Source organism: Kitasatospora sp. NPDC087314 (assembly GCF_044744365.1).
In the GTDB taxonomy this organism is placed as follows: Bacteria; Actinomycetota; Actinomycetes; order Streptomycetales; family Streptomycetaceae; genus Kitasatospora.
Genome location: NZ_JBIUYE010000005.1, coordinates 1 through 19,072, shown reverse-complemented (window position 1 = coordinate 19,072; position 19,072 = coordinate 1). Strand labels below are relative to the sequence as shown.

The 19,072-nt window shown below is 74.1% G+C and carries 18 protein-coding genes and 1 tRNA gene; 6 read left to right on the top strand and 13 right to left on the bottom strand.

What is annotated here, in order from left to right; genetic code table 11:
- Positions 1-32: 32 nt before the first annotated feature.
- The 3 genes from ACIO5E_RS11940 to ACIO5E_RS11930 form a co-directional block, all read right to left on the bottom strand.
- A complete protein-coding gene (locus tag ACIO5E_RS11940) occupies positions 33-806 on the bottom strand; it encodes an SCO1664 family protein (RefSeq protein ID WP_400667057.1) in 774 nt (257 codons plus the stop codon).
- Between the two features lie 68 nt (positions 807-874).
- Positions 875-1,447, bottom strand: coding sequence for a DUF3090 domain-containing protein (locus ACIO5E_RS11935; RefSeq protein WP_400666322.1), 573 nt, complete (start codon positions 1,445-1,447; stop codon positions 875-877).
- 282 nt (positions 1,448-1,729) lie between these two features.
- Complete coding sequence (locus ACIO5E_RS11930; RefSeq protein WP_280681840.1) at positions 1,730-2,422, bottom strand: histidine phosphatase family protein; 693 nt, start codon at positions 2,420-2,422, stop codon at positions 1,730-1,732.
- Positions 2,423-2,565: 143 nt separating this feature from the next.
- Between ACIO5E_RS11930 and ACIO5E_RS11925 the strand changes: the two genes are divergently transcribed.
- Positions 2,566-3,549 (top strand): magnesium and cobalt transport protein CorA, encoded by a 984-nt coding sequence (locus ACIO5E_RS11925; protein WP_400666319.1) that lies wholly within the window; start codon positions 2,566-2,568, stop codon positions 3,547-3,549.
- 78 nt (positions 3,550-3,627) lie between these two features.
- Here the strand turns inward: ACIO5E_RS11925 and ACIO5E_RS11920 are convergent, their stop codons facing one another.
- Positions 3,628-4,674, bottom strand: coding sequence for an LLM class F420-dependent oxidoreductase (locus tag ACIO5E_RS11920; protein ID WP_400666317.1), 1,047 nt, complete (start codon positions 4,672-4,674; stop codon positions 3,628-3,630).
- Between the two features lie 252 nt (positions 4,675-4,926).
- Here ACIO5E_RS11920 and ACIO5E_RS11915 point away from each other — a divergent pair, with 252 nt between their 5' ends.
- Positions 4,927-5,907, top strand: coding sequence for an aldo/keto reductase (locus tag ACIO5E_RS11915; RefSeq protein ID WP_400666315.1), 981 nt, complete (start codon positions 4,927-4,929; stop codon positions 5,905-5,907).
- A 47-nt stretch (positions 5,908-5,954) separates the two neighbouring features.
- Entirely contained in the window at positions 5,955-8,144 is a 2,190-nt protein-coding gene (locus tag ACIO5E_RS11910) for a helix-hairpin-helix domain-containing protein (protein WP_400666312.1), read from the top strand.
- Between the two features lie 102 nt (positions 8,145-8,246).
- Here the strand turns inward: ACIO5E_RS11910 and ACIO5E_RS11905 are convergent, their stop codons facing one another.
- The gene (locus tag ACIO5E_RS11905; RefSeq protein WP_280681851.1) at positions 8,247-8,852 is read right to left on the bottom strand and encodes a hypothetical protein; all 606 of its coding nucleotides are present in this window, start codon (positions 8,850-8,852) and stop codon (positions 8,247-8,249) included.
- Positions 8,853-9,241: 389 nt separating this feature from the next.
- On the opposite strand from ACIO5E_RS11905, the gene ACIO5E_RS11900 reads away from it, so the two are divergent.
- The gene (locus tag ACIO5E_RS11900; protein WP_280681853.1) at positions 9,242-9,451 is read left to right on the top strand and encodes a DUF5703 family protein; all 210 of its coding nucleotides are present in this window, start codon (positions 9,242-9,244) and stop codon (positions 9,449-9,451) included.
- A 274-nt stretch (positions 9,452-9,725) separates the two neighbouring features.
- On the opposite strand, the gene ACIO5E_RS11895 is transcribed toward ACIO5E_RS11900, so the two are convergent.
- The 3 genes from ACIO5E_RS11895 to ACIO5E_RS11885 form a co-directional block, all read right to left on the bottom strand.
- Complete coding sequence (locus tag ACIO5E_RS11895; protein WP_400666309.1) at positions 9,726-10,556, bottom strand: chaplin; 831 nt, start codon at positions 10,554-10,556, stop codon at positions 9,726-9,728.
- A 363-nt stretch (positions 10,557-10,919) separates the two neighbouring features.
- On the bottom strand, positions 10,920-11,162 hold the full coding sequence (locus tag ACIO5E_RS11890) for a chaplin (RefSeq protein WP_400666307.1): 243 nt from the start codon (positions 11,160-11,162) through the stop codon (positions 10,920-10,922).
- Between the two features lie 271 nt (positions 11,163-11,433).
- Positions 11,434-12,765 (bottom strand): M20/M25/M40 family metallo-hydrolase, encoded by a 1,332-nt coding sequence (locus tag ACIO5E_RS11885; protein ID WP_400666305.1) that lies wholly within the window; start codon positions 12,763-12,765, stop codon positions 11,434-11,436.
- A gap of 291 nt (positions 12,766-13,056) precedes the next feature.
- Between ACIO5E_RS11885 and ACIO5E_RS11880 the strand changes: the two genes are divergently transcribed.
- Positions 13,057-13,144, top strand: a tRNA-Leu gene (locus ACIO5E_RS11880).
- 296 nt (positions 13,145-13,440) lie between these two features.
- Here ACIO5E_RS11880 and ACIO5E_RS11875 read toward each other — a convergent pair.
- Positions 13,441-14,553 (bottom strand): MFS transporter, encoded by a 1,113-nt coding sequence (locus ACIO5E_RS11875; RefSeq protein WP_400667055.1) that lies wholly within the window; start codon positions 14,551-14,553, stop codon positions 13,441-13,443.
- Between the two features lie 303 nt (positions 14,554-14,856).
- Between ACIO5E_RS11875 and ACIO5E_RS11870 the strand changes: the two genes are divergently transcribed.
- The gene (locus ACIO5E_RS11870; RefSeq protein WP_400666302.1) at positions 14,857-15,519 is read left to right on the top strand and encodes a prolyl oligopeptidase family serine peptidase; all 663 of its coding nucleotides are present in this window, start codon (positions 14,857-14,859) and stop codon (positions 15,517-15,519) included.
- Between the two features lie 123 nt (positions 15,520-15,642).
- On the opposite strand, the gene ACIO5E_RS11865 is transcribed toward ACIO5E_RS11870, so the two are convergent.
- From ACIO5E_RS11865 to ACIO5E_RS11850, 4 genes are all read right to left on the bottom strand, one after another.
- On the bottom strand, positions 15,643-16,353 hold the full coding sequence (locus ACIO5E_RS11865) for a DUF2278 family protein (RefSeq protein ID WP_400666300.1): 711 nt from the start codon (positions 16,351-16,353) through the stop codon (positions 15,643-15,645).
- A 198-nt stretch (positions 16,354-16,551) separates the two neighbouring features.
- Complete coding sequence (locus ACIO5E_RS11860; RefSeq protein WP_400666298.1) at positions 16,552-17,934, bottom strand: chloride channel protein; 1,383 nt, start codon at positions 17,932-17,934, stop codon at positions 16,552-16,554.
- A 225-nt stretch (positions 17,935-18,159) separates the two neighbouring features.
- Entirely contained in the window at positions 18,160-18,903 is a 744-nt protein-coding gene (locus tag ACIO5E_RS11855) for a TetR family transcriptional regulator (protein WP_400666297.1), read from the bottom strand.
- Between the two features lie 75 nt (positions 18,904-18,978).
- The coding region (locus ACIO5E_RS11850) for an acyl-CoA dehydrogenase family protein (RefSeq protein ID WP_132919430.1) at positions 18,979-19,072 on the bottom strand (94 nt) is incomplete at its 5' end.

The following is a 19,072-nucleotide window of genomic DNA, read 5'->3' as shown; positions in this document are numbered from 1 at the left end:
GACCATCAACCGGCCCGTTGCCTGCGCCGGTGCTACACCGGCGGCCAGGGGATCGCGGGCCAGTCCTCGGAGGGCAGCGGGTACCGGCCGGTGCGGCGCAGTCCGGCCACCCGGGCGCGGGTCGCCTCCAGTTCGGCGGCGGTCAGGTGCGGGGCGAGGCGCTCGGCCAGTTCACCGTCCAGCCGCTCGGCGAGCCGGGCCAGCACCTCCAGCGCCTCGGCGGGCAGCGGCTCGCCGGCCCAGCCCCAGAGCAGGGTGCGCAGCTTGCCCTCGGTGTTGAAGGTGACGCCGTGGTCGATGCCGTAGACCCGGCCGTCGGCGGCCGGGATCAGGTGGCCGCCTTTGCGATCGGCGTTGTTGAGCACCGCGTCCAGCACGGCGAGCCGACGCAGCCGCTGGTCGTCGTGGTGCACCAGCAGCGCGGTGCGGCCCTCGCCGACCTCGGCCCGCACGATCGGCAGCCAGCCCTCCTCGGGGCCGCGCGGGTCCTGGAGGGCCAGCAGCGGCTCGGCCTCGTGGTCCGGCTCGACCCACAGCTGCACCATGCCGGGCCCGTGCGGGCCGTCGCGCAGCACGGTGGGCGGGACCAGCGCCCAGCCGGTCGCGGCGGACACCTCGTACGCGGCGACCTCGCGGCCGGCCAGCGTGCCGTCCGGGAAGTCCCAGAGCGGGCGCTCGCCGGCCACCGGCTTGTAGACGGCCTGCGCGCTCAGCGAGCCGTGCGTGACGGTGCAGTACAGCGCGGCGTTGGAGGCCTCGGTGAGGCGGCCGTGCACGGTCAACTCGCCCTCGCGCAGCAGCTCCAGCGCGGTGGGCACGTCGGCGGCGAGGGCGGCGGCGGCCGCCGGGTCCGTCTGGGGCGGCGTCTCGGTGTTCAGCGCCGGTAGCCGTTCGCGCGCGGGCACAGGTGGCCCTCCGGGTCGAGCGGCAGGTTGCAGAACGGGCAGGGCTTGCGACCGGCCGCGACCAGGTCCAGGGCCCGCTTGGCGAACACCCGGGCCATCGCGCCGGAGAGCCGCACCCGCAGCATGTCCGGGCCGTTGTCGTCGTCCTCGAAGACCGCCGCGGTGCTGTCCTCGTCGTCGTCCTCGCCCTCGATCAGCGCCTGCGCCTCGACCACCAGGCAGCCGTCCACGCTGTCCCAGGCCAGGGCCATGGTGCCGACCCGGAACTCCTGCTCCAGCGGCAGGTCCAGCGGAGCGGTGTCGAGCAGGTCCTGCGGGGCGGCGGCCGGGATGGAGACGTCGCCGCCGCTGCGCCGCAGCGCCTCGTCGAGGACCTCCTCGATCCGCTCGGCGAGCGCCGCCACCTGGGTCTTCTCCAACAGGACGCTGGTGATCCGGCCCCGGGCGCTGGCCTGCAGGTAGAACGCCCGGGCGCCGGGCTGGCCGACAGTGCCGGCCACGAACCGTTCGGGCTGGTCGTAGAAGAAGACCTGACGGGGCACGCTCTCGCTCCGGATCGTGTCGTTCGTGGGGATCACAGGGATCGCTGGGAGGTCATGGCTCGGGCTGCCGTTCGGCGGCCCGCGCGCGGGCTCGCCACGCGGCGGGGCTCGTTAGTCACCCTACGACCTCCGGGCCCCCGTCGGGGAGCCGAGCCGGACTGGCACCGGCCAGCTCAGGCGGTGCCGCCGGGTGGTGCGGGGCCTGACGACCGGCTCGGGGTGGCGGGTCGTGTCGGCGGGCGGTCGCCTCGGGCGGCGGGCCGCCGCGGCGGGCGGTTCGCCTCAGGTGGTGCCGCCGACCACCGCGTCGCCGGCCGGGGTGGCCGGGGCCGCGCCGGTGCGCGGCGCGAGCGAGGCGAGGTCGCCGGTGTCGCCCATCCTCAGTACGAAGGGCCGCTGCGGGGTGTAGCGGATCGCGGTGACCGAGCAGGGCTCGACGCTGATCCGCTGGAAGTGGTCCAGGTGCAGGCCGAGCGCGTCGGCCACCACCGCCTTGATCACGTCCCCGTGCGAGCAGGCCACCCAGACCGCGTCCTCGCCGTGCTCGGCGGCGATCTTCTCGTTCCACTCCCGGACCGCGCTCACCGTGCGGTGGCTCAGCTCGCGCAGCGACTCCCCGCCCGGGAAGGCCGCGGCGGCCGCGTGGTCCTGCACGGTGCGCCAGAGCGGTTCCTTCGCCAGCTCGGCCAGCGGCCGGCCGGTCCACTCGCCGTAGTGGCACTCGCCCAGCCGTTCGTCCTCGGCCGGCGGTCCCAGCTCGGGCCGGGCCGCCAGCAGCGGCTCCAGGGTCTGCCGGCAGCGCTCCAGCGGACTGCTGACGACCCCCGCCAGCGGGATCCCGGCGAGCCGGCCGGCCAGCGCGGCGGCCTGCGCGCGCCCGGTGTCGTCGAGGTCCACGCCGGGCGTCCAACCGGCCAGGATTCCGGCGGTGTTCGCGGTCGAGCGGCCGTGGCGGACGAGCAGCAGGGTGGGCATGGGGCTTAGCCTACGGCCTCCGGGGACGGCCGTGGGGCGGGGGTGCGGGGCCCGACCGTGGGGCGCGGGCGGGGGCGCCGGTCCCGCAGCCGTTCTGGCCCGGCTTCACACCGGACGCCCCGTCCCGGGCCACAATGGCCCGCATGATCGTCCACTGTGCCAGCTACCACGACGGCCACCGGATCGAGGCCCCCGGCGACCTCGCCGGCGCGCTCGCCGCCGCCCGCGCGGCCGGGCCCGGCGGCTTCGTCTGGATAGGCCTGTTCGAGCCCACCGCCGAGGAACTCGACCACGTCGGCCGGGAGTTCGCCCTGCACCCGCTCGCCGTCGAGGACGCCGTCAGCGCCCACCAGCGCCCCAAGGTCGAGCCCTACCAGGGCTCCCTGTTCGTCGCCCTCAAGACGCTCGGCTACCACCCCGGCGCCCACGCGGTGACCATCGGCGAGGTGATGGTGTTCCTCGGTGCGGACTTCGTGATGACCGTCCGGCACGGCGACGACACCCCGCTCTCCGGCCTGCGGGCCCGACTGGAGAAGCAGCCCGAACTGCTGCGGTACGGGCCGAGCTCGGTGCTGCACTCGGTCCTCGACACCGTCGTCGACGGCTACATGGACGTGGCCACCGGGCTGCAGGCCGACCTGGACGAACTGGAGGCGGACGTCTTCGCCCCCGGCCGGGTCGGTCGCGACACCGCCGGCCGGATCTACGGCTACAAACGCCAGGTGATGACCGTCCGCCGCGCCACCGGCCCGCTGCTGGAGCCGGCGCTGCGCCTGGCCCGGGGCGGCGAACCGTACGTCCGCCCGGAGACCCTGCCCTACCTGCGGGACGTCGCCGACCATCTGGCCCGGGTGACCGACCAGGTGGAGGGCATGGACCGGCTGCTGTCCGACATCCTCAACGCCAACCTGGCGCAGGTCAGCGTGCAGCAGAACAACGACATGCGGAAGATCTCGGCCTGGGCGGCGCTGGCTGCCGTGCCGACGCTGATCGCGGGCGTGTACGGGATGAACTTCGTCGACATGCCCGAACTGCGCCAGCCCTGGGGGTACCCGGCGGTGCTGTCACTGATGGTGGCGGTCTGCCTGGTGCTGCACCGGGTGTTCAAGCGGCACGACTGGCTGTAGTGCCGCTCGAAGACCCGGGTACCGCTTCGCCGGGTGCCGGTTCACCGGGTACCCGCTCGCCGGTGGCGCCGGGCGCCGCTACACCAGGCCGGCGCGCTCCAGCGCCTCGACGCCCGTGCGCAGCGCCTGGATCCGCTCGTCCAGGGTGAAGCCGGACGGGGCCAGGGTGAGCGTGGTGACGCCGGCGTCGGCGTAGGCCTGCATCCGGTCCGCGATCCGGGCGGTGTCGCCGATCAGCGAGGTGGCGTCGATCAGCTCGTGCGGGACGGCGGCCGCGGCGCCCGCGTAGTCCTTGGCCAGGTACTTCTCCTGGATCTCGTCGGCGGCCTGCTCGTAGCCCATCCGCCGGGTGAGCTGGTTGTAGAAGTTCTTCTCCTTGCTGCCCATGCCGCCGATGTACAGCGCGGCGTAGGAGCGCTGGGAGTCGACGCCGGCCTTGATGTCCTCGCCGACCGCGATGGTGACGGTCGGGCAGAGGTCGAAGCCGTCCAGGCCCTGCCCGGTCCTGGCGCGGCCGGCCTTCAGCGGGTCGAGGGAGAGTGCGGCGTGCTCGGGCGAGAAGAAGATGCCGAGCCAGCCGTCGGCGATCTCGCCGGTCTGCTCCAGGTTCTTCGGGCCGATCGCGGCGATGTACAGCGGGATGTGCTCGCGCACCGGGTGCACGGTGAGCTTGATCGGCTTGCCGGGGCCCCCGGGCAGCGGCAGCGTCCAGTGCGCGCCCTCGTGGACCAGCCGCTCGCGGGACATCGCCTTGCGGATGATCTCCACGTACTCGCGGGTGCGGGCGAGCGGCTTGTCGAACTTCACGCCGTACCAGCCCTCGGAGACCTGCGGTCCGGAGACGCCGAGGCCGAGCCGGAACCGGCCGCCGGACAGGGTGTCCAGGGTCGCCGCGGTCATCGCGGTCATCGCCGGCGTGCGGGCGGGGATCTGGAAGATGGCCGAGCCGACGTCGATCCGCTCGGTCTTCGCGGCGACGAAGCTCAGGACGGTCGCCGCGTCCGAGCCGTACGCCTCGGCCGCCCAGCACACCGAATAGCCGAGCCGGTCCGCCTCCTGGGCCACGGCGATGTTGTCGGCGTCCATGCCGAGCCCCCAGTAGCCGAGGTTGATTCCGAGTCGCATGTGCCGAACCTTCCAGTCGGTGAGGGTTGGTGGCGAGGGTAGCCGCGCACTCACCGGTCATGCTACTGACCGGTAGTGGTGGTCTGGGTCACACCTGCCGGCCCCCGGTGGCCGGTGATCGTTCTGCGGGTCGCCACCCCTGCCCGGGTACCGGCGACTACGCTCAGCCGACGTGGGGAGCGCTCTTCCCACCTGCGCGTATTCAGGGCTACCGGCGCTCCCGGTGCCACCGGCCAGAGGAGGGCCCGACCGATGGAAAAGCGACACCTCGGCCGTACCGGTCTGCAGGTCTCCCGGCTCGGCCTCGGCACCATGACCTGGGGCCGCGACACCGACGAACACGAGGCCGCCGAGCAGCTCAAGGACTTCGTCGCCGCCGGCGGCAACCTGCTCGACACGGCCGACGTGTACGCCGACGGCGGCGCCGAATACCTGATCTCCCGGCTCACCGACAGTCTGATCCCCCGCTCCGAACTCGTCATCGCCACCAAGGCCGGCAGCGTGCCGGAGTCCACCCGCCGCTTCGACGGCTCGCGCGGGCATCTCCTCTCCGCGCTCGACGCCTCGCTGCGCCGACTCGGCACCGACTACGTCGACCTGTGGCAGGTGCACTCCTTCGACCCCATGACGCCCGTCGAGGAGACGCTCAGCGCCCTCGACATCGCCGTCTCCTCCGGACGCGCCCGGTACGTCGGGGTCTGCGACTTCAGCGGCTGGCAGCTCGCCAAGGCCGCCACCTGGCAGCACTCCCACCACGGGCGCACGCCGCTGGCCGGGGCCCAGCTGGAGTACTCGCTGCTCCAGCGCGGCATCGAACGCGAGGCGCTGCCCGCCGCCCAGGACGCCGGGGTCGGGCTGGTCGCCTCCTCGCCGCTCGGACGCGGGGTACTCACCGGCAAGTACCGGCACGGCGTCCCGCAGGACTCGCGCGGCGCCTCGCCGTACCTGTCCGGGTTCGTCCAGCCGTACCTCGGGGAGCGCTCGCGGCGGATCGTCGACGCCGTCGCCACGGCCGCCGACGGGCTCGCCAGCAGCCCGCTCGCGGTCGCCCTCGCCTGGGTCCGGGACCGGCCCGGGGTGGCGAGCGCGCTGGTCGGAGCCCGTACGGTGGCCCAGCTGCAGGCGGCGCTGTCGGTGGAGGCGCTTACGCTTCCGGGTGAGATCCGTGGTGCGCTGGACGACATCTCGTCGCCCGTGCACCGCTACCCGGACCAGGGGTGGAGCGAGCTGTAGCCCCTCGTCCTGATGAACAGGCAGTGGAGTGACCTTTGGAGCGGACGATGAGTGACACGGAGAACGGCGCTCCGGAGGAGACCACCGGGGGCTCGGCCGGCTCGGCCCGCCCGGCGGACAAGGCGGCGGCGATCGCCGAGTTGGCGCAGCGGATCCGCAGCGTCGGCCCGCAGGCCGCACCGCCGGAGGGCGGGGACCGCCCGGCCGTCGTCGAGGACGCCAAGGGCGCCGGGGCCCCGGCCACCGCGCCGACTCCGGGCCCGACTCCGGGCCCGGCTCCGGGCCCCGGGGAGCTCGACCGACAGCGCGCCCAGGCGCTCAAGGACACCGCTGAGGTGCTGACCGCCGGGGGCGCCCCGGCGGAGCTCGCGGCCGCCGCGGTGGCCGAGTTCGGCGACGGCGCCGCCGAGCAGCTGCGCTCCGACCCATGGGCGGTGCTGTCCCTGCCCGGCGTCCGGCCCGACCACGCGGACGGCTTCGCGCGCGGCCTGCTCGGCCCCGCCGCCGGCCCCGGCGACCCGCGCCGCGCCCAGGCGCTGGTGCCGTGGCTGCTGGAGCAGGCGGCGCTGCGCGGCCACTCCGCCGTGGAGGTCGCCGAGATCGCGGCCGGACTCGACCGCCACGGGCTGCCGGACTCGGCCGCGGCGATCCAGGCCGCCGTCCTCGACGGGCGCGCGATGCCCTTCCAGGAGGAGCTGACCGGACCCGAGGCCCACGCGGCGGGCGGGGACGAGGACGAGGAGCCGCCGACCCGGACGCTGCTCGCCCTGGAGCGGCTCGCGCTGGCCGAGGAGAGCCTCGCGGACGGGCTGGTCCGGCTGATGTCGACCTTCGTGCCCGGCGAGGACCCGGAGCCGGGCGAGGACTCGGTACCGGACGAGGACTCGGTACCGGACGAGGGCCCTGAGCCGAGCGAGGAGGCTGACGCCGGTGAGGGCGCCGACTCGGGCGAGGCCGCCGACCTGAGTGAGGCCGCCGGCTCGGAGGCGCGTTCCGACGCGGGTGAGGCCGCCGGCTCGGGCGAGGGCGCTCCGCAGGCCCCCGCCATGCCCGGCCCGACCGCGTGGGCGGCCGCCGGTGAAGCCGCGCCGTCCTCCTCCGCCACCGCCCTGATCCAGGCCGTCGCCGACAACGCCCTGGTGCTGCACACCGGCGGCGAGGCCGCCCGCGCCGAACCCGCCGCGCTGCTGGCCGCAGTCCGCGGCCTCGGGCTGCGGGCCTGGGCCGTCACCTGGACCGACCAGGGCCGGGAGTCCTTCGCCGCGCTCATCGACGCCCCGGCCGCCGTGGTCACCCTCGCCGACCTGCTCTCCGGCGCCGCCGGACCGGGCCGCTCCTCCGACGGCACGCTCGCCCTGGACGTCCTGGTCGTCCTCGACGCCCCGCTGCTGGACGTCGAACTGGCCGCCACCGTCCTGGAGTCGCTCGCCGACGGCACCCGCCTGGTGCTCAGCGGTGACCCGGGCCAGCTCTGGTCGGCCGGCCCCGGACGGTTCTTCGCCGACCTGCTGGCCGCCAAGGTCTGCCCCGCGGTCGCCTCCCGTACCCCGGACTTCGGCCCGATCGGCGAGCTGGTCTCCGGCATCGGCATCGGCGAACTCCAGCCGGTCGAGGCGCCGGACAAGGAGGTGGTCATCCTGACCGCCAAGGACGGCGGCGAGGCCGTCCACCGCGCCGTCCAGCTGCTCACCGACTCCATCCCGCGCGCCCTCGGCATCCCCGCCGAGCAGGTGGTACTGCTCACCCCGGGCCACGGCGGCCCGGCCGGCACCCGGGGCCTGAACGCCGCCGCGAAGGCCCGGCTCAACCCGGGGCCCGGCCGGTTCGGCGGCTTCGACCCGGGCGACCGGGTGGTCGACTCCCCCGCCCCCGGCATCACCCGCCCGGCCCGCGTGCTGGACGGCGACGCCACCGGCCTGCACCTGGAGTACGCGGACGGCTCGCGCCGGACCGTCCCGCCCGCCGAGGCCGCCCGGCTGCGGCACGGCTGGGCGCTGACCGTCCACCAGGCGCTCGGCCGCCGTTGGCCCGGCGCGGTGGTCGTGCTCCCGGAGGACGCCGCCCCGGCGCTCACCCGGCAGTGGGTCTACACCGCCTTCGGCCGCGGCGAGCGGCACCTGTCCGTGGTGCACGCCGCGGGCCCGGCGCTCGCCCAGGCCGTCGCCGAGCGCCCGGCGCAGCCGCGCACCACCCGGCTGCGGGCGATCCTCGCCGAGAACGCCGCGTCGGCGTACTGATCCGCGCACACCGGTTGACACTCCGGTCCGAACACGCCGGACCGGGAACACAGCGGGCGGGCCCCACACCCGGTGGGGTCCGCCCGCTGCGGTCCGAGCCGGTCAGTCGTCGGGGTCCTCGTCGTCGTAGACCTCGCTCACGTCGAACCGGCAGATCAGCATCTGCGGGTCGGCGTGCTCGAAGGGCTCCGGCAGCCACTCCCCCGGCTCGGTCGGCTCCGCCGCCGCGACCCAGAGCGTCGAGTCCGCCTCCTCCAGGCCGAACTCCTCGCTGCGGGCGGCGATCTCGTCCGGCTCGTACTCGCCGAACAGCACACCGATCGCGGCGTTCACCCCGCTGGTGCCGCCCCCGCCGGGGGTCAGCGACTCGTCGAGCCGCTCGGCCTGGGCGCGCAGCCGCTTGGGGTCGGCGACGTGGTAGTCCCGGCGGATCAGCACGCTGATCGCCTCGGGCTGTTCGGGGCCGTGGTAGCCGCCCGGGCCCTCGTCCCCGGGGATCTCGAAGGGGGTGACCTCGTCGTAGACCTCGTAGAGGAGTTGGTCGTAGGCGATGGCCGCCGTCGCGAGCTGCTCGTAGGCGGCGGACACAGCGGGATCATCCGCTGCGCTGGGGCTTGACACCGCTTCCAGATGACGGTCGATGGCGGCCTTGACCGCCTCGGCGGCGGCGCGTACCTCGGCAATGGTGGGCTGCGCGGCATCAGACATGGTGCAGACGCTATCTCCCCGCGGTGTCGGTACGCACAGCGGTTGTCACCTACACCCGCGATTTCACCGCAACTTCCCCCCTGATGTCCGATCCGCGTGGTTCTGTCCCCGCGCATGCCCGGCGCAGAGGGCGTGCGGCCGGGCCCGACGAGGCCGATCGGGTGCCGCTTCGCGCGCCGGGATCGGGGTATCCCGTCCACAGGAACAACGGAACTGATGCACTGTCAGCTGGGCCGGTCCGGGCCGGTCCCGTCGGGTCGGGAGGACGACGGGAACGACAGCAGGAATGACTGCGGGAACGACGGCAGGGAGGACGACCGGAAATACCCGGTCCGGCTGTCCGAGGCAGGTCGTAGGCTTGCGTGCAGGTGATCCTCAGGAGGAGCGTTTTGACCCCACCGAAGCCGGTCCGGCAACCGGAGTACGAGTACCAGTCACTGCGGATGCCGCGCGGCACCACGCGCAACGCGGCACGCCAACTGCTCACCGAGCACGCCGAGTACGGACACTGGGAACTCGACCGGTTGCGGCTGTTTCCCGACGGGAGCCGGACGGTCCGGCTGCGACGGCGGATCATCCGACAGGTCCGGAGCTGGTGACGGGCGGGCGCGCCTGAGTCCGCCCGTCACGGCGGGGGCGTACGGGCGGGGGGCGTACGGGCAGATCCGCCTCGGGCGAGGATCGGCCGGGCGGGGTAAGCCCGACCAGGAACGTGCCCGCCCCGGCGGGGATTTCACGCCAGGCCTTCATGCCAGGCCATCACCCCCGAGACTGCACTCCGGGCTTTCACGCGCCCGCGGCCGCCCGATGGACGGGCGGCCGCGGGCGCGTCACGCGCTCCGGCGGCGCTGCGGGGTGTGGCCTACCGGCGGCTCAACGCGCGCCGGCGCGGGCGCGGCGGTAGAGCACGCCGCCGCCGAGCAGCAGGGCGAGGCCGGCGGCGCCGAGCAGTTCGACGTCACCGGCGCCGGTGGAGGCCAGCTGGCCGCCGACGGCGGTGCTCGGCGAGGCGGCTGCGGTGCGGGCCGCGGCCGGGACGGCCTGACCGCTCGCGACCGGCGCGACGGGGGTCGAGCCGACCCCGGGGGGGGTGGCGATCGGGCCGCCGGTGCGCGGGTTGCCCGGGGTTTCCGCGCCGCCGGTCTGCGGCGGGGAGGACGGGCTGTGGTCCTCGGGGCAGTCGTCGGTCGGCTTCGGGGCCGGGGCGGAGTGGGCGACGTTGCCGCATTCGTTGCCGAAGGCGGGGTTCCCGACGCCGACCACGTCCACGGAGTTGCCGCAGGCGTTGACCGGGACGTGCACCGGGGCCTGGATGCTGTTGCCGGAGACCACACCGGGCGAGTTGGCGGCGACACCGGAGGCGGACGCGCCCGGGGCGGACGTACCCGCGCCGGTGCTGGAGCTGGAGCTGGAACCGGCGCCCGCGTGGGAGCCGCCCGGCTTCGCGGCCTCGTGGTGGCCGCTGACGTTGGCGCAGCGGTTGCCGTAGGACGGGTTCAGCACGCCGATCACGTCGACGGTGTTGCCGCAGGCGTTGACCGGCACCTCGACCGGCACCTGCACCGAGTTTCCGGAGGCGACACCCGCCGAACCGGCCGCACCTCCCTGAGCCTCGGAGCCCGCGTAGGCGTAGCCGGCGGTCGAGGCCAGGACACTGCCGGTGGCCACGACCGTGAGGATCCCCTTCTTGGCTACATTCCTCATCTTTATCCCCTGACGTATCGAGAACGACGTGACGACCTTGACGTGGCTGCCGTCCGAAAGTCGGAATTTCTGCATATCCAGATATCCGGCAAGGTCTTCGACTGCACAGGAGTTAACGAGAGGGCGACGGGGAGGTTGAGCCGAACGCGCGCGCTTCACCCGATCGAGCGAGCCCCCCCGTCCGGCCCGCGACTCCTCGGTTCCCCGATACCTCGGTTCCTCGCCCTCTCCACTCCACTCCTCAGCTCCTCGACTCCTCAGCGTCCAATCCCCGGACATGCGAACGGCCCCCCGTGCGGCGCGTCCGCCGTACAGGGGGCCGAGTGAGTCAGCTCAACGAGCCTCAGGGGCTCGGAGCGTGGCTCAGAAGTTGGCGCAGTGGTTGCCGAACGCCGGGTTCAGCACGCCGATCACGCTGACGGTGTTGCCGCACAGGTTGACCGGGATGTGCACCGGGACCTGGACCTGGTTGCCCGCGACGACACCCGGGGAGCCGGCGGCCACACCCTCGGCGGCGGCACCGCCGTGAGCGGACGCGACACCGGCGGCGGCGATCACCAGGCCACCGGTGGCGGCGGCGACAGCGGCGATCTTCTTGACCTTCATCATTCCTCCTGTATGGACAACGCAACCCGTTCGGCGGGCTGCACAGGAATGAACGACGGTGTGGCAAACGGGGTACGGAACAGATTTGCCATTCACCCGCAACGGTGAGGCCTCGCACACATACTCGACACGTATTCCCTTGCAGAATCGTTTCTGATGATCTCCACCACCTCGTCCCAAATCATTAGCTCGGACAATGCGGACGGCCCGCCCCCGGCACCCCGGGAACGGGCCGTCCGCACCAGCTGCCGGGCAGGTGTCCGGCAGCTGCTCAGCAGGCGTCGAGGAACCGGTCCAGCACCCGGACGCCGAACTTCAGCCCGTCCACCGGCACCCGCTCGTCCACGCCGTGGAACATCCCGGCGAAGTCCAGCTCCGGCGGCAGCTGCAGCGGCGCGAAGCCGAAGCAGCGGATCCCGAGGTCCTGGAACGACTTCGCGTCCGTCCCGCCCGACAGGCAGTACGGCACCGCACGGGCGATCGGGTCCTCCGCCCGCAGCGCCGTCTGCATCGCCTCCACCAGCGCACCGTCGAAGCTGGTCTCGATCGCCCGGTCCGAGTGCAGGCTCTCCCGCTTCACGCGCGGGCCCAGGACGCTGTCCAGCTCCGCCAGGAACTCCTCCTCGTAGCCGGGCAGGAAGCGCCCGTCCACGTGCGCGGTGGCCTGGCCGGGGATCACGTTCACCTTGTACCCGGCACCGAGCATGGTCGGCTGGGCGGTGTTGCGCAGCGTGGTGCCGATCATCTTGGCGATGCCGCCGAGCACCCGCAGCGTCTCGTCCATGTTCTCCGGGTCCAGCTCGACCCCGAGGGCGTCCGACAGCTCGTCCAGGAAGGCCCGGACGGTCTTGGTGATCCGCAGCGGGAACTTGTGCCGGCCGAGCCGGGCGACCGCCTCGCACAGCTCGGTGATCGCGTTGTCGTCGTTCTCCATCGAGCCGTGCCCGGCCCGGCCCTCGACCGTCAGGCGCATCCAGTGCATGCCCTTCTCGGCCGTCTCCACCAGGTACAGCCGCACCTGATCGTTGACCGTGAAGGAGAAGCCGCCGACCTCGCCGATGCCCTCGGTCACGCCCTCGAACAGCTCCGGGTGCTTGTCCACCAGGAACCGCGCCCCGTACGTGCCGCCGGCCTCCTCGTCCGCGACGAACGCCAGCACCAGGTCGCGCGGGGGCTTGCGTCCGGTGCGCAGCCGGTCGCGGACCACCGCGAGGGTCATCGCGTCCATGTCCTTCATGTCGACCGCGCCGCGCCCCCAGACGCAGCCGTCCGCGATCTCCCCGCCGAACGGGTCGTGCGTCCAGTCCGCGGCGTTGGCCGGCACCACGTCGGTGTGGCCGTGGATCAGCAGGCCCGGGCGGGAACGGTCCTCGCCCTCGATCCGGACCACCGTCGAGGCGCGCCCCTTCGCCGACTCGAAGATCTGCGGCTCCACCCCGAACTCGGCGAGCTGCTCGGCGACGTACTCCGCCGCCTTGCGCTCCCCCGGGCCGGAACCGTCCCCGTAGTTGCTGGTGTCGATCCGGATCAGATCGCGACAGATCCCGGCGACCTCCGACTCAGCCGTCACCCTCGGCGTCGCCGACTCGCTCCGCTCGCTCACGGTCACTCCTCGTCTCTGGCCCGCACCGACGCACCAGCGCGCCATCCCCAGGACCTGCACCCGGGCCGTACGAGCACGTCCGCCCATCCTCCCCCAGCCCCCGAACCGGATCCACCCCCCGCGCACCCCCAAAACCCCCTGGTCACGCCCCCGCCACACACACCCCCTTGCCTCCGCCACCACCCCCGATCCCCCACCCGGAACCGTTTTGGGAGCCCAAGCCGATCTTTGCTACAGTTACATCTGTCAGCGCGGCCGACGAGAGAACGAAAGCCGCGAAGGCGACACCCCGTCCGGGTGGCGGAATGGCAGACGCGCTAGCTTGAGGTGCTAGTGCCCTTTATCGGGCGTGGGGGTTCAAGTCCCCCCTCGGACACCATAGATGCGGGTCAGGAGATATCCTGGCCCGCATTTTGCGTTGGGTATGGCCTGGGCGGCGCCCGGGCTGCGGGGGGGGCGGTTCGGGCGCCGCGTCAGGTGGGGGGGGCTATCTGGTGCGGAGGCGGTGGGCCGGGCCTGCCAGCGGGCGGCTGCGGTGACGGCCTGGGGCGAGCGGGTGGCTCGCCGCCGTCACTGCGCCCTTGCTCGGGCTGCCGGAGCGCCCGGTCCCGGATGGCTCAGGTGGCTCCGGGGGCTCCGGGCGCAGGGCGGCACCGGCGGTCCGGTGGGTGACGATCAGTCCGGCGAGCCGGCGTGGAGTCGGACCACCAGCGCTGTGGCGAGTGCGGTGAGGCCGCCGAGGAGCATGACCGTGGAGGTCGAGGCGGTGTCGACCACGGCGCCGCCGAGCAGTGCGCCCAGGGAGATGGTGGCCTGGAAGGAGGAGGTGAAGACGACGGTCGCCGCCTCCGGCGCGTGGGGTGCCGCGGTGCGGAACCAGAGCTGGGAGCAGACCGGGACGGCACCGTACGCGAGACCCCACAGGAGGAGGAGTACGGTCGCGCCGGGTGTGGTCCGCCCGATGACGGGGAGCAGCAGGGTCGAGGCGGCGAGCAGGCAGGCGGCCGTGACGAACGCGGGGCGCAGGGCTCGTGCGGCCCAGGTGCCCACGAGGAAGTTCCCCGCGATGCCGGCGACGCCGTAGGCCAGCAGGAGCACGGTGACGAGGTTCGGGCCGGCGTGGGTGACGTCCTGCAGGAACGGCGTGACGTAGGTGTACGTGCCGAAGTGGGCCGTCACGACGAGGAACGTCACCGCGATCCCGGTGCGTGCGCCCCTCGTCCGGAGCAGGCCGCGCAGCACGGACAGGCTGGTGACGGTCTGCGGCGGCAGCGGGGGCAGGGACACGGCGAGCGCGGCGAAGACGATCAGCGTCAGCGCGGCCATGGCCGCGAAGGCGGTCCGCCAGCCGGCCAGGTGGCCGAGGAAGACCCCGGCGGGCACGCCGAGGACGGAGCCGAGCGGGACGGCCGAGAAGATCACGGCGTTGGCCCTGGCCTGCCGGGCTTCGGGCACCAGGCGCGGGGCGAGGCCGGCGCCGATCGACCAGAAGGCGCCGATGACCAGGCCGAGCACGATCCGGGCCACCAGCACCGCCCAGTAGGCGGGGGCCAGCGCGTTGAGGAGGTCGGCCAGGACGAGGGCGAGCATCAGCACGCAGAGCACGGTGCGCCGGTCGGTCCGCCGGGTGGCGACGGTCACCACGGGGGCGGCGACGGCGGCCACGATCCCGGGCAGGGCCATCATCAGCCCGGCCGTGCCGGCCGAGATCCGGAACGAGGCGCCGATCGGTGTCAACAGGCCGATCGGCAGGATCTCGGTGGTGACGAGGGAGAAGATCCCGGTCATCACGGAGACGACGGCGAGCCAGCCGCGCGCCGGGACCCGGACGGAGGCTGCGGGGGCGGGCGGGGCGGCGGCCGCGGGGGCGGGGGCGGGCGGGGTGGAGCGGGGGGAACTGGGCACGGCGGCGGTCCTGTCCGACGATCGGCGGGTGTCTCCGTACGAGTCCACCAGCCCTCCCGGGCCCCGGTCTGGCGTGATTGCGACGTCGACCGTGACGCCGGGACCTCGACATTCGGCGGGTCGGCCGGGTAAGGGTGGTGCGGGCGCGCCGGCCCCGTGGAGCGCCTGATGCCTGGGAGGAAGCCGATGTCCGCACCTGTTCAGCACCACCGGTTCGCCGTCGACGAGGACGGCAACGACCTGGGGTACGTCCTGTCCCTGCCGGACGGGTACGACGAGGGCCCCGGGCCGTGGCCGCTGCTGCTGTTCCTGCACGGCGCCGGGGAGCGCGGCGAGGACCTGGCGGCGCTCGCCGCGCACGGGCCGGTGCGGCAGATCGCCGACGGGGCGAAGCTCCCGTTCGTGGTGGTGGCGCCGCAGTGCCCGGCCCACAGTTCGTGGGTGGCGGAGTTGAGCACACTGGCGGCCCTGGTCGAGGACGTGTCGCGGACGTACCGGATCGACCCGGACCGGCGGTACGTGACCGGCCTCAGCATGGGCGGCGCCGGGGCGTGGGCGCTCGCCGCCCGGTACCCGCGCCGGTTCGCCGCGGCCGTACCGGTCTGCGGCTCCTGGCTGCAGGAGGCCGCGCCGCGCCTCGCCGCCCTCCCGGTGTGGACCTTCCACGGCGACGAGGACGACGTCGTCCCGGTCGAGCACACCGACCGACTGGTCGCGGCGCTGCGGGAGTTGGGCGGTCCGGTGCGGTTCACCCGCTACCCGGGAGTCGGCCACGACTCCTGGACGCGGACGTACGACGACCCCGAGGTCTACGCCTGGCTGCTCGCCCAGTCCCGCAGCGCGGGCTGAGGACGCGGGCCGGGCGGACCGGGGGCCGTCCGGCACCGGTTGCCCCGTCCTTGGGCCCGTCCGGCCCTGGCGCCACCGCCCCCGGTTGCGCTGCCCCCGGTTGCGCTGCCCCGGTTGCGCCGGCTACTGCTGCGGGCCGGTCGCCTGGCGGGGGCGGGTGGGGCGCGGGACGGCGGCGGGCAGGGCGTGCCCGGTGCGGTCGTCGGTGTGCCAGGACTGCGACTGGAAGGCCAGGAACACCGCCGCCCAGCGGTTCTCCGACGGCAGGTGGATGAGCAGCGCGCCGTCCTGGTACACCCCGTCGTCCGCCCGGAACCGCCCGCCGTTGCCCTGGTTCATGTGCACGTCGTGCACGCCGTTACCGGGCAGGAAGCCGAACACCTTGTCGGGGACGCCGGGTTCGGGTCCGAAGCGCTGCCCGAACACGTACACCGCGGCCACCGGGTCGGCGATCGCCCGCTGGACGTGCCGGTCGAGCAGGTCGGCGAGGTCGTTGTCCGGGCCCGGGAGGTCGGGCGGCAGGACGCGCATCGCCGCGGGGTCGAACAGGCGCCCGCGGACGAAGTCCAGGCTCGCCGCACCCGGCCGCGACGAGAGCGGGTTCCAGCCGCTGCCGGCCGGCGGGAGGACTGCGGTGACGGGGTGCCGGAAGTCCTCGACCGCGAGGTAGCGCAGGTCGGCGGGGGCCTGCTGGGAGAGGACGTTGACCGCCGCGCGGAAGTCGGTGCCCTGCGCATCGCGCAGGTGGATCTGGTAGTGCGGGGTGTCGGTGGCGCCTTCACGGCGCCGGTCGACGGCGGTGCCGGCGAGCACGCCGTAGTCACGGATCGGCATGGGTGCGGTTCCTCGGTTCGCTGGTTCCCCGCCGGCCGGTCGGCCGGGGCTTCCTCCGTTATCGCGCACCCCGCCGACCGGGTTCCGGTACATCCCCAGGTGTTCATCTCCCGTCCACTGAAAGGGCTTTCGCGCCGCAGGGCGTTGGCCTCCGGGCCGACGGCAGGGGCCGGAGCCGGGCGTCGACAGTCGGTCGGGTCACCGGCCTGCCGGGAGGCCCCGGTCGGCCGGGACGGGACCACGCCTGCGCCGACCCCGGACCAGCTCGCCGGTGACGAAGGCCGTCACCGCCGCGACGATCAGCAGCGGCATCTCGTTGGCGGCATCGCCGCCCAGCAGCATCGCCGCCAGCACCATGCTGGTGACCGGCAACCGGGTGACGGCCGCGCCGGAGGCGGCCAGCCCGACGGCCAGCGCCGGCGCGGAGCCGAGGCCGGGCAGCGGCGCGCAGGCCGCCCCGAGCACGGCGCCGATCAGGATCGCCGGGAAGATCGGGCCGCCGCGCAGGCTGCCCAGGGCGATCCCCCAGCCGACCGTCTTGCACAGCACCAGGGCGAGCAGCGCGCCGATCGGCCAGGCCGTCGGGTCGGCCGCCAGCACGCCGAGGGTGGCCTGCCCGGAGAGCGCGGCCTCCTCCGGCGAACGGCCGGTGAGCAGGGCGTACGCGGCGAGGCAGGCGCCGACCGCGACCGCGCACAGCACCGTCCGGACGGCAGTCTGACGGGCGGTCGGCGCCGGGCGGGGGCCGTCCGGATCGCCCGTGGTGAAGGCCTTCACCCGCCGGCCGAGGGCCTGCCCGGCCACGCAGACCACGGCGACCGCCGCGGCCAGCGGGACGCCCCAGAGGAAGTCGCCCGGGTCGGGGACGCCGCTCGGGGGCACCTGCGGCAGCGAGAGCGCGCCGATCGACAGCCCGGTCCAGTGGCCGAAGCCGGTGAAGACCAGCGCGCCGACCCCGCTGGCCAGCAGGCAGGGCAGGATCAGCGCGATCAGCTGCGGGCCGCCCAGCCCGGCCGCCTCGATCATCATCACGCCCGCCACCAGCGGACTCCCGAAGATGGTGGAGATCGCCGCCGCCGCGCCCGCCGTGCCCAACACCGCTACCAGCTGAGGGTGTTCGGTCCGCCTGGCGGAGCGGACGGCGAGCAGCGCAAGGCCGCCGCCCAGCGCCATCAGCGGCGCCTCCGGGCCGAGCACCGCGCCGAGCGGCAGACAGGCGAGCGCGGCCAGCACCACGCCCGGCACGGCGCTCGGCGGGGTGGGCGGGCCGCCCAGCCCGTCCACCGGGACGTGGCCGCCGCGCCCGGGCAGCCGGGTGACCACCGGCGCGAGCAGCAGGCCGGCCAGCAGCAGTGCGGGCAACGGCCACCACCAGGGGGCGCGGTCGAAGCCGGCGGCGGCCGGCAGGCTCTCCCAGATCCAGTGCTGGAGCTGGTGTTCCAGGCCGACGAAGCCGAAGGCGACCAGCGAGACCGGGATTCCGATCAGGGCGGCGACCAGCAGCAGGCCGAGATAGCCCCGGCCGAGCAGCACCTGACGCAGGACGGGGTCACCACTCTGCTGCTGGGGTGTCCCCGGCATCGCCGCTCCTTCGCGCTCCCGGGGCGCGCGGCCCCCGTCTTGCGACCGAGTCTCGCCCGGAGGCGGGGGGACCGCACGGCGTGCGGCCGTCAGCCGGGCGCCGGGCGGCCGTGGTTGCGCCGTACGGGTGAGGCGTGAGGCGGCGAGGCGTGAGGCGGCGAGGCGTGAGCCAGTGAGGCGCGTGCCCCGGCGTCGCCACGCAGGCGGGGGTTTGAGGACAGACCCCTAGACCCGCTGGACGTCGCCGAGTGCGCTCTCGATGCCCTGGACCATCCGCCACAGCGGCGCCCGGCGGCTGGCGACCAGCACCACCACGTCGTCCGCCCCGGCCTCGTCGTCCGCTCCGCCCTCGGCCGGGCGGTCGCGCCAGGTGCCGGTGACGAAGGCCATCGCCACGTCGACCTCGGCCACCCAGTCGCTCTCCCCGCCCGATCGCAGCCAGGTGCGCAGGGCGTGGTTGTGCGCGGAGACCACGGCGGCGGCTATCACGTCGGCCCGCAGCGGGCCGTCCGGACGGTCGGCGAACCGGCCGCGCAGGTAGGCCGCGAGGGTGTGCTCGTAGCGCCAGACCACCGACAGCTCGTACGCCCGCAGGCCGGGCACCTTGCGGGTGAGGCGGTAGCGCTGGACGGAGAAGGAGGGCTGCTCGGCGTACATCCGCAGGACGAGCCGGGCCGCGTCGCAGGCGTGCTTGACCGGGTCCTCCTCGCCGGTGCCGGACTCCAGGAACTCCGTCATCTCGGCGAGGCTGCGCTCGTGGTCCGGGAAGACCACGTCCTCCTTGGCCGGGAAGTAGCGGAAGAAGGAGCGCCGGCCGACCCCGGCGAGCGAGACGATGTCGTCGATGGTGGTCTGCTCGAAGCCGCGTTCCAGGAAGAGCTCGAAGGCGGCGGCGACCAGCGCCTCGCGCATCGCCGGCTTGGAGGGCCCGTCGTTCATGGGCAGGTCCTGCTCTTCCTTCTCGCTCATTCTCGGAACATAGCATCGGCTCCGAACGGCCGGACCGGTGCTCGGCCCGGCCGTCGGTACACCTCGGAGCCGCCGTTACGGCAGGTTGCGGGCCATGACGATGCGCTGGACCTGGTTGGTCCCCTCGTAGATCTGGGTGATCTTCGCGTCCCGCATCATCCGCTCCACC

Coding starts and splice junctions, on each gene's coding strand:
- ACIO5E_RS11930 (WP_280681840.1), bottom strand. CDS start 2,422: ATGCCCACCCTGCTGCTCGTCCGCCACGGCCGCTCGACCGCGAACACC.
- ACIO5E_RS11925 (WP_400666319.1), top strand. CDS start 2,566: ATGATCGTCCACTGTGCCAGCTACCACGACGGCCACCGGATCGAGGCC.
- ACIO5E_RS11920 (WP_400666317.1), bottom strand. CDS start 4,674: ATGCGACTCGGAATCAACCTCGGCTACTGGGGGCTCGGCATGGACGCC.
- ACIO5E_RS11915 (WP_400666315.1), top strand. CDS start 4,927: ATGGAAAAGCGACACCTCGGCCGTACCGGTCTGCAGGTCTCCCGGCTC.
- ACIO5E_RS11910 (WP_400666312.1), top strand. CDS start 5,955: ATGAGTGACACGGAGAACGGCGCTCCGGAGGAGACCACCGGGGGCTCG.
- ACIO5E_RS11905 (WP_280681851.1), bottom strand. CDS start 8,852: ATGTCTGATGCCGCGCAGCCCACCATTGCCGAGGTACGCGCCGCCGCC.
- ACIO5E_RS11895 (WP_400666309.1), bottom strand. CDS start 10,556: ATGAGGAATGTAGCCAAGAAGGGGATCCTCACGGTCGTGGCCACCGGC.
- ACIO5E_RS11890 (WP_400666307.1), bottom strand. CDS start 11,162: ATGAAGGTCAAGAAGATCGCCGCTGTCGCCGCCGCCACCGGTGGCCTG.
- ACIO5E_RS11875 (WP_400667055.1), bottom strand. CDS start 14,553: ATGACCGGGATCTTCTCCCTCGTCACCACCGAGATCCTGCCGATCGGC.
- ACIO5E_RS11870 (WP_400666302.1), top strand. CDS start 14,857: ATGTCCGCACCTGTTCAGCACCACCGGTTCGCCGTCGACGAGGACGGC.
- ACIO5E_RS11865 (WP_400666300.1), bottom strand. CDS start 16,353: ATGCCGATCCGTGACTACGGCGTGCTCGCCGGCACCGCCGTCGACCGG.
- ACIO5E_RS11860 (WP_400666298.1), bottom strand. CDS start 17,934: ATGCCGGGGACACCCCAGCAGCAGAGTGGTGACCCCGTCCTGCGTCAG.
- ACIO5E_RS11855 (WP_400666297.1), bottom strand. CDS start 18,903: ATGAGCGAGAAGGAAGAGCAGGACCTGCCCATGAACGACGGGCCCTCC.